This window comes from Aminobacter sp. NyZ550, assembly GCF_025628925.2.
Lineage (GTDB): Bacteria > Pseudomonadota > Alphaproteobacteria > Rhizobiales > Rhizobiaceae > Aminobacter > Aminobacter ciceronei.
The window spans coordinates 58624-73286 of record NZ_CP114190.1; the positions used below are offsets into that span (position 1 = coordinate 58624).

The 14663-nt window shown below is 64.2% G+C and carries 15 protein-coding genes; 13 read left to right on the forward strand and 2 right to left on the reverse strand.

From position 1 onward, the window contains the following. The first annotated feature begins 54 nt into the window (after nt 1-54). The 8 genes from bufB to N7E70_RS00315 all read left to right on the forward strand — a co-directional run bounded on the left by bufB (nt 55) and on the right by N7E70_RS00315 (nt 6135). Nucleotides 55-942: an MNIO family bufferin maturase gene (gene bufB, locus N7E70_RS00280; RefSeq protein WP_154384712.1), complete on the forward strand. Its 888-nt coding sequence runs from the start codon at nt 55-57 to the stop codon at nt 940-942. A gap of 2 nt (nt 943-944) precedes the next feature. After that, the gene (locus N7E70_RS00285; RefSeq protein WP_154384711.1) at nt 945-1709 is read left to right on the forward strand and encodes an HvfC/BufC N-terminal domain-containing protein; all 765 of its coding nucleotides are present in this window, start codon (nt 945-947) and stop codon (nt 1707-1709) included. After that, a complete protein-coding gene (locus N7E70_RS00290) occupies nt 1706-2209 on the forward strand; it encodes a DoxX family protein (RefSeq protein ID WP_442866483.1) in 504 nt (167 codons plus the stop codon). Before N7E70_RS00285 ends, N7E70_RS00290 begins: the two co-directional genes overlap by 4 nt. 110 nt (nt 2210-2319) lie before the next feature. Continuing rightward, nucleotides 2320-2922: a GNAT family N-acetyltransferase gene (locus N7E70_RS00295; protein WP_083948223.1), complete on the forward strand. Its 603-nt coding sequence runs from the start codon at nt 2320-2322 to the stop codon at nt 2920-2922. 36 nt (nt 2923-2958) lie between these two features. After that, nucleotides 2959-3708 carry a hypothetical protein gene (locus N7E70_RS00300; RefSeq protein WP_154384709.1) on the forward strand — a complete coding sequence of 250 codons (750 nt, stop codon included), beginning with the start codon at nt 2959-2961 and terminating at the stop codon, nt 3706-3708. Between the two features lie 168 nt (nt 3709-3876). Then, nucleotides 3877-4182, forward strand: a complete 306-nt coding sequence (locus N7E70_RS00305) for a hypothetical protein (RefSeq protein ID WP_067954508.1) — start codon at nt 3877-3879, stop codon at nt 4180-4182. A 167-nt stretch (nt 4183-4349) separates the two neighbouring features. Further along, nucleotides 4350-4688, forward strand: a complete 339-nt coding sequence (locus N7E70_RS00310; protein WP_067954510.1) for a hypothetical protein — start codon at nt 4350-4352, stop codon at nt 4686-4688. Between the two features lie 76 nt (nt 4689-4764). After that, a complete protein-coding gene (locus N7E70_RS00315; RefSeq protein WP_263005084.1) occupies nt 4765-6135 on the forward strand; it encodes an IS1182 family transposase in 1371 nt (456 codons plus the stop codon). A gap of 157 nt (nt 6136-6292) precedes the next feature. Here the strand turns inward: N7E70_RS00315 and N7E70_RS00320 are convergent, their stop codons facing one another. Continuing rightward, nucleotides 6293-8281, reverse strand: coding sequence for a PhoX family protein (locus tag N7E70_RS00320; RefSeq protein ID WP_263005086.1), 1989 nt, complete (start codon nt 8279-8281; stop codon nt 6293-6295). 253 nt (nt 8282-8534) lie between these two features. Here N7E70_RS00320 and N7E70_RS00325 point away from each other — a divergent pair, with 253 nt between their 5' ends. The 3 genes from N7E70_RS00325 to N7E70_RS00335 all read left to right on the forward strand — a co-directional run bounded on the left by N7E70_RS00325 (nt 8535) and on the right by N7E70_RS00335 (nt 11384). Continuing rightward, on the forward strand, nt 8535-9221 hold the full coding sequence (locus N7E70_RS00325) for a phosphatase PAP2 family protein (RefSeq protein WP_067954514.1): 687 nt from the start codon (nt 8535-8537) through the stop codon (nt 9219-9221). A gap of 89 nt (nt 9222-9310) precedes the next feature. Next, nucleotides 9311-9553: a helix-turn-helix domain-containing protein gene (locus N7E70_RS00330; RefSeq protein ID WP_067954516.1), complete on the forward strand. Its 243-nt coding sequence runs from the start codon at nt 9311-9313 to the stop codon at nt 9551-9553. 85 nt (nt 9554-9638) lie between these two features. Next, nucleotides 9639-11384 carry a SulP family inorganic anion transporter gene (locus N7E70_RS00335; protein WP_263005089.1) on the forward strand — a complete coding sequence of 582 codons (1746 nt, stop codon included), beginning with the start codon at nt 9639-9641 and terminating at the stop codon, nt 11382-11384. Here N7E70_RS00335 and N7E70_RS00340 read toward each other — a convergent pair. Then, nucleotides 11381-12637 (reverse strand): Hsp70 family protein, encoded by a 1257-nt coding sequence (locus tag N7E70_RS00340; RefSeq protein ID WP_067954518.1) that lies wholly within the window; start codon nt 12635-12637, stop codon nt 11381-11383. The two genes, N7E70_RS00335 and N7E70_RS00340, sit on opposite strands and share 4 nt — an antisense overlap. Before the next feature lie 230 nt (nt 12638-12867). On the opposite strand from N7E70_RS00340, the gene N7E70_RS00345 reads away from it, so the two are divergent. Beyond that, nucleotides 12868-13485: a LysE family translocator gene (locus N7E70_RS00345; protein WP_263005091.1), complete on the forward strand. Its 618-nt coding sequence runs from the start codon at nt 12868-12870 to the stop codon at nt 13483-13485. 153 nt (nt 13486-13638) lie between these two features. Then, a complete protein-coding gene (gene cysK, locus N7E70_RS00350) occupies nt 13639-14619 on the forward strand; it encodes a cysteine synthase A (protein WP_067954523.1) in 981 nt (326 codons plus the stop codon). Nucleotides 14620-14663: the final 44 nt, after the last annotated feature.

Sequence of the window (14663 nt, forward strand, 5' to 3'; positions counted from 1 at the left end):
GGGCCCGGCGCGCCGGGCCCCATCTCGCCTGCCCGACCCATCCGAGCACCCAGCATGAATACCGGTACACAAAGCGGCCAGTCCCTACCCGCCCGCGCGGGCCTTGGCCTCAAACCCGAGCACATAGGCGAAATCATCGCGACCGAGCCCGAAATCGGCTTCTTCGAGGTCCATGCCGAGAATTATATGGGCGACGGCGGTGCGCCGCACCGGACACTGTCCGAGATCGTTGCGCGCTATCCGCTGTCGCTGCACGGCGTCGGATTGTCGATCGGGGCCGAACGACCACTCGACAAGGCGCATCTGGCGCGGCTGCGGCGGCTGATCGACCGCTACCAGCCGCAGTCCTTTTCCGAACATCTGGCCTGGTCGACGCATGACGCCGGCTTCCTGAACGACCTGCTGCCGCTGCCCTATACGAACCGGACGCTGGCGCATGTCAGCGCCCATGTCGACGAGGTGCAGCAGGCGGTGGGGCGGCGCATGCTGCTCGAAAATCCCTCGACCTACATCCTGTTCGAAGACAGCACGATCGACGAGATCGACTTCCTCGACGCCATTGCCGAAAGGACCGGCTGCGGGCTGCTGCTCGACGTCAACAACGTGATGGTGTCGGCCATCAACCACAGGCTCGACCCGTTCGCTTACATCGACCGCTTCCCGGTCGAGCGCGTCGGCGAGATCCACCTCGCCGGCTATGACGAGACCGTCGACGGCGCCGGTGACCGGCTGCTGATCGACGCCCACAATTCGACAGTCGCCGACGACGTCTTTTCGCTCTATCGCCACACGATCGGCCGCACCGGCCCGGTACCGACGCTGATCGAATGGGACAATGACGTGCCGGCCTTTGCCGTGCTGCTGGCGGAGGCCACGCGCGCCGAGGCCGTGCTCGACGAGGCAGCGCTGCGGCGCGATGCGCGGTTTTCCAGGCGCGCGTGACGATGGACCAGAACACGTTTGCCTCAGCCTTGCTCGATGCCACACGACCGCTGCCGGACGGCGTGACCAGCGCGCGCGGCGAGGCTGATGCGGCGCGCTTCGCCGTCTACCGCAACAATATCGCGGTTTCGCTCTCCAAGGCGCTGAGCCAGCGTTTCCCGGTCCTGCGGCGGCTTGTCGGCGACGACTTCTTCAACGGCATGGCACGCGCCTTCATCGCAACGACGCTGCCCGATAGCCCGGTGATGTTTGCCTATGGCGACAGCTTTCCCGATTTCGTCGCCGGCTTCGCCCCGGCCGCCGCCCTGCCCTATCTCGCCGACACGGCGCGGCTGGAGGCCTACTGGACCCGCGCCTACCACGCCGCCGACATCGTTCCGCTCGACGTCGCGGCGCTGGCAAGGCTGGCGCCCGAGCGGCTCGGCAGCGCCACCCTCATTGCGCATCCGGCGGCGGCGCTGGTTCGTTCGAAGTTTTCCATCGGGACGATCTGGCAGGCCCACCAGGGCGACGAGGTCCGCGTGCAGACGGTGCTCGAGCCGGAGAGCATCGTGATCACCCGGCCGGACATCGAGGTGGCCGTGCATGTCATCGCCGAGGCGGACGCGGTGTTCGCGGCAGCGCTGTTGCGCGGCGACAGCATCGGCGACGCCGCGGCTGAAGCCTTCGACACGGACCCGGCATTCGACTTCGGCCGCGCCATCGTCGGCCTGGTCGCGCTCGGCATGTTCGCCGGCGTGGCTGACCAACAAGGAGACATGAGATGAGCGACATCAACCACGCGCCAATGGCGCACAAGGCCGGCTTGGGCTCCGCGATCCGGCGCATTGAGTCAGCGATTGCGGCGATCCCCGAGGCGCTGCCACTCCTGGCGCTGCGCTTTGCCATCGCCGTGCCGTTCTTCAAGTCGGGACTGACCAAATGGGACGGCTTCCTGACGCTGTCCAACGGCGCGCGCTATCTGTTTACCCAGGAGTTTTCGCTGCACATCCTCGGCAGCCAGTACCCCTATCCGGCGCCGATCCTGATGGCGACGCTGGCAGGCATCGGCGAGATTGTGCTGCCGATCCTGCTGGTGCTGGGGCTCGGCACGCGCTTTGCCGCCCTCGGCATCCTGTCGATGACGGCAGTGATCCAACTGACGGTGCCGGAGGGCTGGGCCAATTTCCATCTGCCCTGGGCGGCGATGGCATTGGCGCTGGCTGCTTATGGGGGCGGACAGCTTTCTCTGGACAGGCTGGTTGGCCTTGGCGCACGTAAAGACTGAGGTGGTGGCGGGCCTGCCCGAGACACACGCGGTCGGCGGTTGACGCCGCCCGGAACGCGCGCTCCTATACTGCCGCAGCGAGGGGACGCTGTGGACTGGAGGAGCATGTCATGCCCGAAAAGGCGCACCGCGACGAGGGTTTGACTGCCGAGGCGCGGCCCGCCACCAAGGAGGACGCCGCGATCCTGGCCAAGCTGGTCAACATGGCTGGCGACGGGCTGCCGCTTTATCTCTGGACCAAGATGGCCGAAGGTGGCGACCCCTGGGAGGTCGGCCGCCAGCGGGCGCAACGCGAGCAAGGCAGCTTTTCCTATCGCAACGCGGTGGTACTGGAACATGGCAAGGTGATTGCCTGCCTGATCGGCTATCCGATCGAGCCGTCGTTGCCCGACCCCGACACGCCGGCGATGTTCGTGCCATTCAACATGCTCGAGGCGATGGCGGTGGGCAGCTGGTATGTCAACGTCATGGCGACGCTGCCGGAGGCACGGGCGCGCGGCTACGGCTCGCGGCTACTGGCCATGGCCGACGCGATCGCCGAGGCCACCGGCTGCACCGGCACCAGCCTGATCGTTTCGGACGCCAACACCAAGGCCCGCCATCTCTATGAAAGCGTCGGCTATCGCGAGGTCGCCTCCGAGCCGATGGTCAAGGATGGCTGGACCGGTGCAGGCGAGAACTGGGTGCTGATGGTCAAGCCGCGAACGGGATGAGCGCGCAGGGGGAACCCGCCGCATGGACGTTTCAGGATGAAATTCTGCAACGACAACGTCATGGCCTTTGACGCGTCGCGCCGGGTCTTCGGTCCCGGCGAGACGCTGACCTTCGACGATGCCTATAGGCTTGCCCATCTGCCGCTGGTTGCTCCAGGCCATGCCGAGATCATTGCCGGCAAGGACGGCACGGATTATCGCAATGGCCGCTATGACACGCCGCGCCATTCGCTTGTCGTCCCCATCGACGCCCAGGCGCTCGGCCGCAGCGATACGTTCCAAGCATTCGAGGCGGAGCTGCGTTCGTTTTCGTTCAGCGACAAGATCGCCTGGCAGCTCGGCCGCGAGCGCGCCGGCAAGCTGCATGCCACCATCGTCGGTGGCCTGTCCGAGCCCGACATCGCGCGGTGCGTGCAGGCTGTGACCGTAGCGCTCGCGCCGCTGGGAGCACTTGCCCTGCGCCTCGGCGGGCCGTTCCTCGGCCGGATCAACACCGGCCGGATCTACCTGCCGGTCTATCCCTGCTGCCACCACGACGAAGATGTCTTCGGCCTGGTCCAGCAAGCCTGCGGCGCGCGGCAGACCCGCTTCCATGTGGTCGGCCTCTACCATTTCGCGGCGGCTCTGACCGCTGCGGAGACGACTGATCTGGCAGGATTGGCGGAGCGGTGGCGGCGGCGCGTGTTGGCCGAACTGCCGGTGACGTCGCTGGCGGTGATGGCGACGAACGACGACCTGGCGCTTTCCGGGCGGATTGTTGCAACGATCCCCGTGAGTGGCGAATAGGCTGTCGGGTTGCCGCCCGACAGCCTGTTTTCGCGGGATGGCAAGAGGCCTCAAAGATCGTCCGAACTTTTTTCCAGCTCCGCCGTGAACCTTCTTCTCCAGCCCCGACACACACGATCGTGGCGGCCGGTGAGCCGCAAGATCAAAGTGTCCCAGAGGAGAACCGAAATGAACATGACCAACACCATCATCCGCTCGTCGCTGATCGCGACGCTCGCACTTTCGATGTCGGCCTTTGCCGGTGCTGCATCGGCTGCCCAGCTCAAGGCCCGCGTGCCGGCACCGCCGCCGCACCAGCTCGGCCTCAAGGCGCCGGGCGGCGGACAGACCCACGGCCATGTCGAGACCTGCAACAACAAGGCGTCGTGCAACCTGATGATCTCCTATTGCATCAGCCATGGCGGCGACTGGGAGGAGACCGGCACACCGGGCCCGCAGGGCGAACCGCAGAAGGGCAAGTGTACCTATCCCTGATGGAATCAGGGATTCCCAAGACCTGAAGCCAAGCGCCCTCCCGTTTCCGGACGGGAGGGTTTTTGCGTCGCATGGCGCCATAACGTTGGAGCGTGTCGCCGCTCTGCTTGACGTTGGCGCGGCATTCGGAGCAAATCGCCGGACATTTGTGGGAGCTTGCCTGAAAAATGTCCGTCGTCGGCCTTTCGCTGCTCGGTTTTTCGACCGTCATCTTCCTCATCGCCGCGATGGTCGCCAAGACCTGGGGCGTCGAGCCTACCATCGGCAAGCTGGTGGTGACGCTGATCCTCTATTCGCTGGGCAACCTGATCATGTTGCGCCTGGTGCGGGACTTCGGCATGTCGGTGTCGTTCTCGCTGTCGGCGGTGATCCAGTTGATCGCCGTCAACGCGGTGGCCATCATTTATTTTGGCGAGAAGCTGAGCGGCATACAGGGCATCGGCGTCGGGCTCGCGGTGGTGGCGGTGGCGCTGATCACGCTCGGGCCGGCGCTGGCCGGAAAATGAAAACGGCCGCTGAACGCGGCCGCCAGACTGCTGACAAACCCCTGGCGAGAGTTGGGGGTTTGTGATTCAGTGGGTGATGTTGAAGCGAGCCGGCCCTGAACAAACCGCACTTGAGATCGTCACGCTCGATCAACTGGTTCCAGTTGATCACCTTCTGCGCAAGATCGATGGTGTTATCGATTTCTCGTTCATCCACGATCTGACAGCGCCGCTTTACTGCGCCGACAATGGTCGCCCGCCACTTGATCCGACTTTGATGTTCAAGGCGCTGTTCATCGGCTACCTGTTCGGGGTGCGCTCGGAGCGGCAATTGGTGCGAGAGATCGAGGTCAATGTCGCCTACCGGTGGTTCCTGCGGCTGAAGCTGACGGACAAGGTGTTCGACGCCTCGACATTGTCGCAGAACCGACGCCGGCGCTACCAGGACGAGACGATCGCGCAGGCGATCTTCGACCGCATTGTCGAGCAGGCGATCGGGGCAGGCTTGGTCGACGGCACGGTGCTCTACACCGACAGCACGCACCTGAAGGCCAATGCCAACAAGGGCAAGTACGACCTTGCCATGGTCGCCAAGTCGCGTGCCGACTACTGGGGCGAGCTCGACCGGGCGATCGATGCCGAACGGGCGTTGCACGGCCAGAAGGCGCTGAAGGAGCAGGAGCGGCAGCCTGCGGTGAAAGAGACGAAGGTCTCGCGCACCGATCCTGAGGCTGGCTATATGGTGCGCGAGGGCAAGCCGAAGGGCTTCTTTTATCTCGATCACCGCACGGTGGATGGCGGCTTCGGCATCATCACCGACACGTTTGCCACGCCGGCCAACGTGCATGACTCGATCGTCTATCTCGACCGGCTCGACCGCCAGGTGGAGCGTTTCGGCTTCGACGTCACGGCGGCGGGGCTGGATGCCGGCTATGCCACGCCAGGCATCGCCAAGGGCCTGGAGGACAGGAACATCCACGGTGTCGTCGGCTATCGCAACCCGACCCGGCCAAAGCCTGGCAAGATGAGGAAGGGCGCTTTCGTCCATGAGCCGGACCTTGACGGCTATCGTTGCCCGCAGGGCCAGTTGCTCACTTACGCCACCACCGATCGCGGCGGTTATCGCCACTACAGGAGCGACCCGACGATCTGCCGCAACTGTCCGCTGCTGGCGTCTTGCACATCAAACGCCAAGGCCGAGCGCACCATCACGCGCCATGTCTGGCAGGATGTCCGCGAGCGGGTCGATGCCAACCGCTTAACCGCATGGGGCAAGGCGATCTATCGACGCCGCAAGGAGACGGTCGAGCGATCCTTCGCCGATGCCAAGCAGTTCTTCGGCCATCGCTATGCCCGCTTCCGAGGGCGAACAAGCGTCGCCTGCCAGTGCCTGATCGCAGCCGCCGCCCAGAACATGAAAAAGATCGCAATCAGCCTCTGGCCAAAGCCAAAACCAAGCCTCGCATGAGGCCAAAGCCGGCTCGCAACGGCCTTGGCATCTGCCCCCCGACATCAATCCAAAAGCTCAATCAACCCACAAAACAAAACCCCGCCGAAATTCGACGGGGTTTGTCAGCAGTCTGACGGCCGCTGAACGCGGCCGCTTCCCTCAGGCACAAAGACTTCTATCCGACGGCGATCTTGCCGCCGCCCTGCCTGGTGATGGCGACGACGGCCGGTCGGACCGGCATATCGGGCTTGAAGTCGGGCCAGCGCGTCGACAGGTCCTCATAATAGGACGGACGGCCAAAGCCTTCCCAATCCTCGCCACCGTCGGCCGGATGCTGGACGGCAACGAATGCGGTCTGGTCGTCGGGCGTGAACAGCGGGCCGCACATCTCGGCGCCGACAGGCACGCGGAAGAACAGCTTCGAGGTGGCGCGCGCCGCGCCCTCGGTGTCGACGGCCCACAGGCCGTCGGTGCGGCCGGTGGCCTTGGGCGAATTTCCGTCAGTCGACACCCACAGGCGGCCGGCGGAGTCGACGGCGCAATTGTCGGGCATTCCGAACCAGCCATTTTGGGTGGTCGAAGTCGAAAATGACGCGCCGACCTCGGCGACCGACGGGTCACCACACTTGAGCAGCACTTCCCACTTGCCCTTGGTGGCGGTGAAATCGCTGCCGTCCTCGATCAGTTCGATGATGTGGCCGAAGGCGTTTTCGGCGCGCGGGTTGGCAGCGTCGACCTGGTCGGCCTTGCGCTTGGTGTTGTTGGTCAGCATGACATAGACCTTGCCGTTGACGGCATTGGGCTGGATGTCCTCGGGGCGGTCCATCTTGGTGGCACCGAGCAGGTCGGCGGCGCGGCGCGTCTCGATGACCACGTCGGCCTGGCTGACAAAGCCGTTGTCGGCCGTGAGCGGGCCGTCGCCCTGGACCAGCGGCAGCCAGGCGAAGGTGCCGTCCTCGGCGAATTTGGCGACGTAGAGCGTGCCGTCGTCGAGCAGGTCGAGATTGGCGGCGCGGTCGTCGGGGTTGAACTTGCCCTTGGTCACGAACTTGTAGACGTAGTCGAAGCGCTCGTCGTCGCCGAGATAGAAGACGACGCGGCCGTCGCTGGCCACGATGGATTCAGCGCCCTCGTGCTTGAAGCGACCGAGTGCCGTGCGCTTCTTAGGCAGCGAGTTCGGGTCGTTGACGTCGACCTCGACGATCCAGCCGAAGCGGTTGGGCTCATTCGGTTCCTTGGAGACGTCGAAGCGGTCGTAGAACTTGAACCACTCATAAGTGCCTTCCGGCACGCCGAGGCGCTTGTAGTTGGCGGCCTCCGGATGATCGGCCGGCAACTCGCCACCGAAATAACCGTGGAAGTTTTCCTCAGCCATGATGTAGGTGCCCCAGGGCGTGACGCCGCCGGCGCAGTTGTTGAGCGTGCCGTACACCTTGGTACCGGTGGCATCGGCATTGGTCTTCAGGCGATCATGGCCGGCGGCCGGGCCGGTCAGCTGCATCTCGGTGGTCGAAGTGATGCGGCGGTTGAGCTTGCCGTCGCGGACCGGATGCCACTTGCCCGCTTCCTTGCGGATCTCGACGATGGTGCCGCCATGGGCCGCCATCTCGATGTCGACGCGCTTCTGGTCCGCTGGCGCGACCTCGATCTTGCCCTCGACGATCTTGACGATGCCGGGGAACATCAGGTGCTCGTTGGTGTATTCGTGGTTGACCACCAGCAGGCCGTGCTCGGACGAGCCTTCGAGGGCGATATAGCCGACATAATCGTTGTTGTAGCCGAACTGCTTGGCCTGGGCTTCCGCCGACTGGTTGGTCGGATCGAATTCGGGCGCGTCGGCGAAGATCGGATCACCCCAGCGCAACAGCACGTCGGCGTCGTAGCCAGCGGCGACGTGATGCTTGTCGTCGATGCCGGCCTCGATCTCGTCGAAGGCAAAAGCGGAGGCAGAGGCGGCGCGGGCGTCGTCGGCGAGCAGGATTGCGATGGGGCTTACGGTTGCGGCGATGGCCGAGACGGCGAGCGAGCCCTGGAGGAAGCTGCGGCGGGAGAAGCGCTTGGCGATGATGTCGCCCATGGTGCGGTTGTCGGTCGGGTTGTGACCGGGACCGTCATTCTCCTCGAGCATCGAGGTGCGGAATTTCTGATCATGGGGCTGGTTCATGGCGTCGACCTCTGGCTGGGGTGTTCGGCTTGGGGTTCGCCGAGACCGCTAGTTGCCGTGCATAACAACAGCATGACAGATTGGCCGAAAATCCACAGCACCCAAAAACGTGACCTGAGTGCTCACGCGAGTTGGTTTGCTGCGACCTTTTGCATTGCATGCCTTTTCTTTGGGAAAGCCATCCCCACCTGTTGCGAATGGGTCGGGAAGCGGCCATCCCAAGGGCAGAACAGCCCCGAGACACGGCAGGACGATGCAGCAGAGATTGTGGAACAGGATCGAGTTTTCGCTTTTGGCGGCGGGCATCATCATTGCCGGCGGCCTGTGGGGCTTCGTCGAGTTGTCGGAGATCGCCCGCGACGCCGCACCGCACGCCTTCGATACCGACATCCTGCTGTTCTTCCGCGCGGCCGGCAACACCGCCGATCCGATCGGCCCCTCCTGGGTGGAAGAGGCGATGCGCGATATCACAGCGCTGGGCAGCGCCTCGGTGCTGATCTACATCACCGCGATCAGCATCATCTATCTCGGCATGTCCAGGCGCTGGGGACCGGCGCTGTTCGTATTCGTCTCGGTCGCCGGCGGCCAGGTGCTGTCGAGCCTGCTCAAGCTCGGCATCGACCGCCCCAGGCCCGACCTCGTGCCGCATCTGGCGCAGGTGCACACGATGAGCTTTCCAAGCGGCCACGCCATGCTATCGGCGGTCACCTATCTGACGCTGGGGGCGCTGCTGGCACGCTTCCTGCCCGGGCGGGCGGCGACGGTCTTCGTCTTTGCCATCGGCATCCTGACCACGCTCATGGTCGGCATCAGCCGCGTCTATCTCGGCGTGCACTGGCCTTCGGACGTGCTAGCGGGCTGGTGCGCGGGCTTTGCCTGGGCGACTTTGTGCTGGCTGATCAGCCGCCGCTTCATGCGGCCGGCCGAGGCCGATGAATGATATGGGGCTCAGGCATCAATAATGATGCTTGAAACATCATCATGAATGTATGATACATTCGTGATGCGGATCGAGACGGGACCACCTCAGTGATCACAGCCGCACAGATGCGCGCCGCAAGAGCGCTGGCAGGCATCGACCAGAAGACGCTCGCCGAAATGGCCGGTGTCTCGGTGCCGACGATCCAGCGCATGGAAGCAAGCGAGGGCGTGGTGCGTGGCGTGGTCGATACGCTGACCAAGGTCATCCAGGCGATCGAAGATGCCGGGGTGGAACTGATCGGCGAGAGCGAGACCGGCGGTCGGGGCGTGCGCCTGAAGAAGAAGGCGTGAAGCTTCCGGCTATCCGCATGATGTAGTCGCGACGGCGACCGCCGACAGTCTTGCCGACGAAGCCGCCGCGTTTCCAGTGGTGCGGATGATGAATGCAGGCGGCAATCCAAGGCGATACGGATCAGGGAAGCACGGGCAACCGACTTTCGCGGAACTGTTCACGCCCAAGCTGGTGACTGTTTTCCGCGAGGGCTATGGCGCGCTGCAGTTCAAGGCCGACGCGATTTCGGGGCTGACGGTGGCAATCGTGGCTCTGCCATTATCGATGGCAATCGCCATCGCATCGGGTGTGTCGCCTGACAAAGGGCTGTTCACGGCAATCGTCGGCGGCTTCATAGTCTCGGCTCTCGGCGGCAGCCGCTTCCAGATCGGTGGTCCGGCAGGCGCCTTCATCGTTCTGGTGGCGGCAACGGTGGCGCGCGAAGGCGTGGACGGGCTGATCCTCGCCACTGTCATGGCTGGGGTGTTCCTGGCGGCGATCGGCTATCTCCGGCTCGGAACCTACATCAAGTTCATACCCTATCCGGTGACGGTGGGTTTCACCGCAGGCATCGCCGTGATCATCTTCGCCAGCCAGATCAGCGAGATGTTCGGACTGACGCTCAGCGGCAAGGAACCGGGTCCGCTTGTGCCGAAGTTGATGGCACTGGTTGATGCGATGAGCACGGTCAACATCGCGGCCCTGGCGATTACGGTGCTGACCATTGGCACCATCCTGATGCTCAAACGCTGGCGCCCCGGCTGGCCGGGCATGCTGATCGCGGTCGGCGTCGCTTCCGTGGCCGTTGCCCTGCTGGACCTGCCGGTAGAAACCATCGGCACGCGTTTCGGTGGCATTCCGCGCGGCCTGCCCTGGCCTGCCCTGCCCAGCTTCGGTGTGGACAAGGCGATAGCGGTACTGCCGGACGCGCTTGCCTTCGCGCTGCTCGGCGCGATCGAGTCACTGCTGTCCGCCGTCGTTGCCGACGGCATGACCGGCAGGCGGCATCGCTCGAACTGCGAACTGGTGGCACAAGGCTTTGCCAATATCGGTGCCGCGCTGTTTGGAGGCATCTGCGTGACCGGTACGATTGCCCGAACGGCAACCAATGTGCGGGCGGGCGCGCACGGCCCGGTATCAGGCATTCTGCATTCGGTGTTCTTGCTCGCCTTCATGCTGGTAGCCGCACCGCTTGCCGCCTACATCCCGCTCGCAGCTCTCGCCGGTGTGTTGGCGGTCGTGGCCTGGAACATGATCGAAAAGCAGGCCTTCGCGACACTGATCCGCTCGTCATGGGGGGACGCGCTGGTGCTGATGGTCACATTCCTGCTGGTGGTGTTCCGCGACCTGACCGAAGGCATCGTCGTCGGCTTCGCGCTTGGTTCGATCCTGTTCATCGACCGCATGGCAAAAAGCATCGCGGTGGAGAGCGATCAGCCACTGGTGCAGGAGGATGTCGCCGACGCCACCAATGGCAGCCGCCACGCCTATGAGGCGAGCGATGCGGGCGATGCCGACACCGTCATCTACCGTATCTCGGGCGCGTTCTTCTTTGGCGCGGCCTCAACGGTGGGGGCTGTGCTCGACCGCATCGCCGACCAGCGCAAGAATTTCATTCTCGACTGCTCGGGCGTGCCGTTTCTCGATTCCACCGCAGCGAACGTGCTCGAAGGCGCCGCGCGCAAGGCACGGCAGGCAGGTGTCCGCTTCTTCATCACAGGAGCATCGCCGCAGACGCGACGGATGCTGATCAACCACGGCGTCAAGCATCCCGCCGTCAGTTACGCCGCCTCAGTGCGGGACGCACTCGACCTGCTCAAGCCCGGGAAGACCAGCACCCTGGAGCGTTAAGCAAATTTGCGCTGGGCGTCGAGGGCGAGGCCGAGACCGACGGAGCCGAAGGCGTCACCCTGTACGATCTGGGCGCCCGGCACCAGCGCCAGGATGCTTTCGCGCGCCAGCGGGATGGCGGTCGAGCCGCCGGTCAGGAACACGGCGGTGATGTCCTTGGCGCCGACCTGCGCTTCGGCAAGGGTGTCGGCGACGGTCGCGGTAACGCGCTCGACGGCACCGCGGATAGTGTCTTCCAAGCCTTGCCTGGTCAGCGACGCCGTGAACTTGGCGCCCGGCAGGGCGACGTCGATGGCGGTTTCGGTCGCATCGGTCAGCTCGATCTTGGCCTTTTCAACCTTGGTCGCCAGCGCGTGACCGAAACGCTGATCGACGACCTCGATCATCCTGTCGATAAGATCGGGACGCTCGGCCTCGAAGCGGATTGCGCGCAAGTCGAGCATCGCCTTGGGCGTGTAGAGCAGGTTGATGCGCTGCCAGGTGGCGAGGTCGATGAAATAGCCCGCCGGCAGGTTGCGTTTGCCGTCCTTGGTCGGCGTGAGGTAGCCGAGTTCGGGCATGACGTGGGCAATCGACAGCAGGCGGTCGAAATCAGTACCGCCGATATGGACACCGCGATTGGCCAGGATGTCGGCCTTGCGGTCGCCGGAAGTGGCACGCTCGGGAGAGACGCGGACGATGGAGAAGTCGGAGGTGCCGCCGCCCATGTCGACGATCAGCGCCAGTTCCTCGCGCGTCACCGTACGCTCATAGTCGAGTGCGGCGGCGATCGGCTCGAACTGGAAATCGATGTGCTTGAAGCCCTGGGCGCGGGCGGCTTTTTCGAGCTCGCTCTGGGCAGCCGCGTCGGCCTCGGGATTGTCGTCGACGAACTGCACCGGACGGCCGAGCACGACGTTTTCGACCGGTTCGCCGACGTGGTTCTCCAGGCGGTCCTTGAGATGGCCGACGAACATGCCGACGATGTCGGTGAAGGCGATGTAACGCGCCTTGATGCGCGTCTTCTCATGCACCAGCGAGGAGCCGAGCACGCTCTTCAGCGCGCGCATCAGGCGGCCTTCGGCGCCGTCGGTGTATTCGCCGATGGCGCGGCGACCAAGGGCCGTCTGGTTGTCCTCGAAGTTGAAGAAGATGGCCGACGGCAGCGTGACGTTTTCACCCTCGAGCGCAACGAGGCGCGGACGGCCGTTCTCGATAACGCCGACGGTCGAATTGGAAGTGCCGAAGTCTATGCCGCCGAAAGCCGGTCGCATCACCTAGTCCTGAATTTTGTGCATGAACGGGCGACCCCATGCGTCTGCCGGGCCGCAATCGGACCGTGCGCCTACACGACGGGGGGACGAATGTCGATCTCTCCAGGGCATTTTCTGAGCGTACAGGGCAAATTCCTGAAAAATGTGAACGCTGGCCCAATCCCCGCGGCATTCCATGGATACCGCTTTCGTGCGATAGCGCGACCATTCAATCCTGCCTGGATTCCGCCATGACCCTTACAGGTTTTCTTGCCTATAGCGGTGCGCTCGCCATCGCTGCCGCCATTCCTGGTCCGGGCGTGACGGCGCTGGTGGCGCGCGCGCTCGGCTCGGGCTTCCGCTCGTCGTTGGCCATGTCGCTCGGGATCGTGCTCGGCGATCTCACCTATCTCACCGCCGTAGCGCTTGGCCTTGCCTTTGTCGCCCAGTCCTTCGGCATGGTGTTCCTGGCGATCAAGTGGCTCGGCGTCGCCTATCTCGCCTGGCTCGCCTGGAATTTCTGGACCAGCGGCATCACGCCGGAGACGGTCGAGGCAAGGAAGGGCAAGGGCGGACTGTTCTCGAGCTTCCTCGCCGGGCTGACGGTGACCTTGGGCAATCCCAAGTCGATGATCTTCTACATGGCGATCATGCCGACGGTCGTCGACCTGCATGCGCTGAAGCTGGGCGACTACGGCATTCTCGTCGCTGTCACGATCGTCGTGCTGCTGATCGTGCTGGTGCCCTACCTGGCGCTGGCTTCGCAGGCGCGCTGGTTCCTCAAGACGCCGCGCGCGCTCAAGCTGCTCAACCGCACCGCAGCCGGTTTCATGGTTGGTGCCGCCGCTGCCATCGCGGTCCGCCAGTAGACAGGCGGACTGGAATTTCATTCCTACAAATCAAGGCCCACGGAAACATGTTTCCGTGGGCCTTGCCTAATCAGCACGGCACCCACTCGGAATTTGCCCTGCGACCCCCTATCTTCGCAGTTAACATCTCAGGCAATCCTAGGGAGCGAATCGATGAACAAGCCCGTTACCTCCACGCGCGTACCAGGTCGCGGACGCGTCTATGGCTCCATCACCGAAACCATCGGCGACACGCCGCTGGTACGGCTCGACAAGTTCGCCAGGGAGAAGGGCGTCGTCGCGAACCTGATCGCCAAGCTGGAGTTCTTCAACCCGATCGCGTCGGTCAAGGACCGCATCGGCGTCGCCATGGTCGAGGCGCTGGAAGCCGCCGGCCGCATCGAGCCGGGCAAGAGCACGCTGATCGAACCGACGTCGGGCAATACCGGCATCGCGCTTGCCTTTGCCGCCGCCGCCAAAGGCTACAAGCTGATCCTGACCATGCCGGAGACGATGTCGATCGAGCGCCGCAAGATGCTGGCGCTGCTCGGTGCCGAACTGGTGCTGACCGAAGGCGCCAAGGGCATGAAGGGCGCAATTGCCAAGGCCGAGGAGCTGGTGCAGACAATTCCCAACGCGATCATTCCGCAGCAGTTCGAAAACCCGGCCAATCCCGAGATCCATCGCCAGACGACGGCCGAGGAGATCTGGAACGACACGCAGGGGTCGATCGACATCTTCGTTGCCGGCATCGGCACCGGCGGCACGATCACCGGCGTCGGCCAGGTGATCAAGGCCCGCAAGCCTTCGCTGCATGTCGTGGCAGTCGAGCCCGAGGGTTCGCCGGTGCTGTCGGGCGGCCAGCCCGGCCCGCACAAGATTCAGGGCATCGGCGCCGGCTTCGCGCCCAAAGTGCTCGACACGACCGTCTATGACGAGATCATCAAGGTTTCGAACGAGGATGCGGTGGCAAACGCCCGCCTCGTCGCGCGTCTCGAAGGCGTGCCGGTCGGCATCTCCTCGGGTGCAGCGCTGCAGGCGGCAGTGATTGTCGGCTCGCGGCCGGAGAATGCCGGCAAGAACATCGTTGTGGTGATCCCGTCCTTTGCGGAGCGGTATCTGTCGACGGTGCTGTTCGAAGGGCTGGGCGGCTGAGGACGAAGCGTAGGTTTACTATGAACAATTGAGGCTTGGCATTT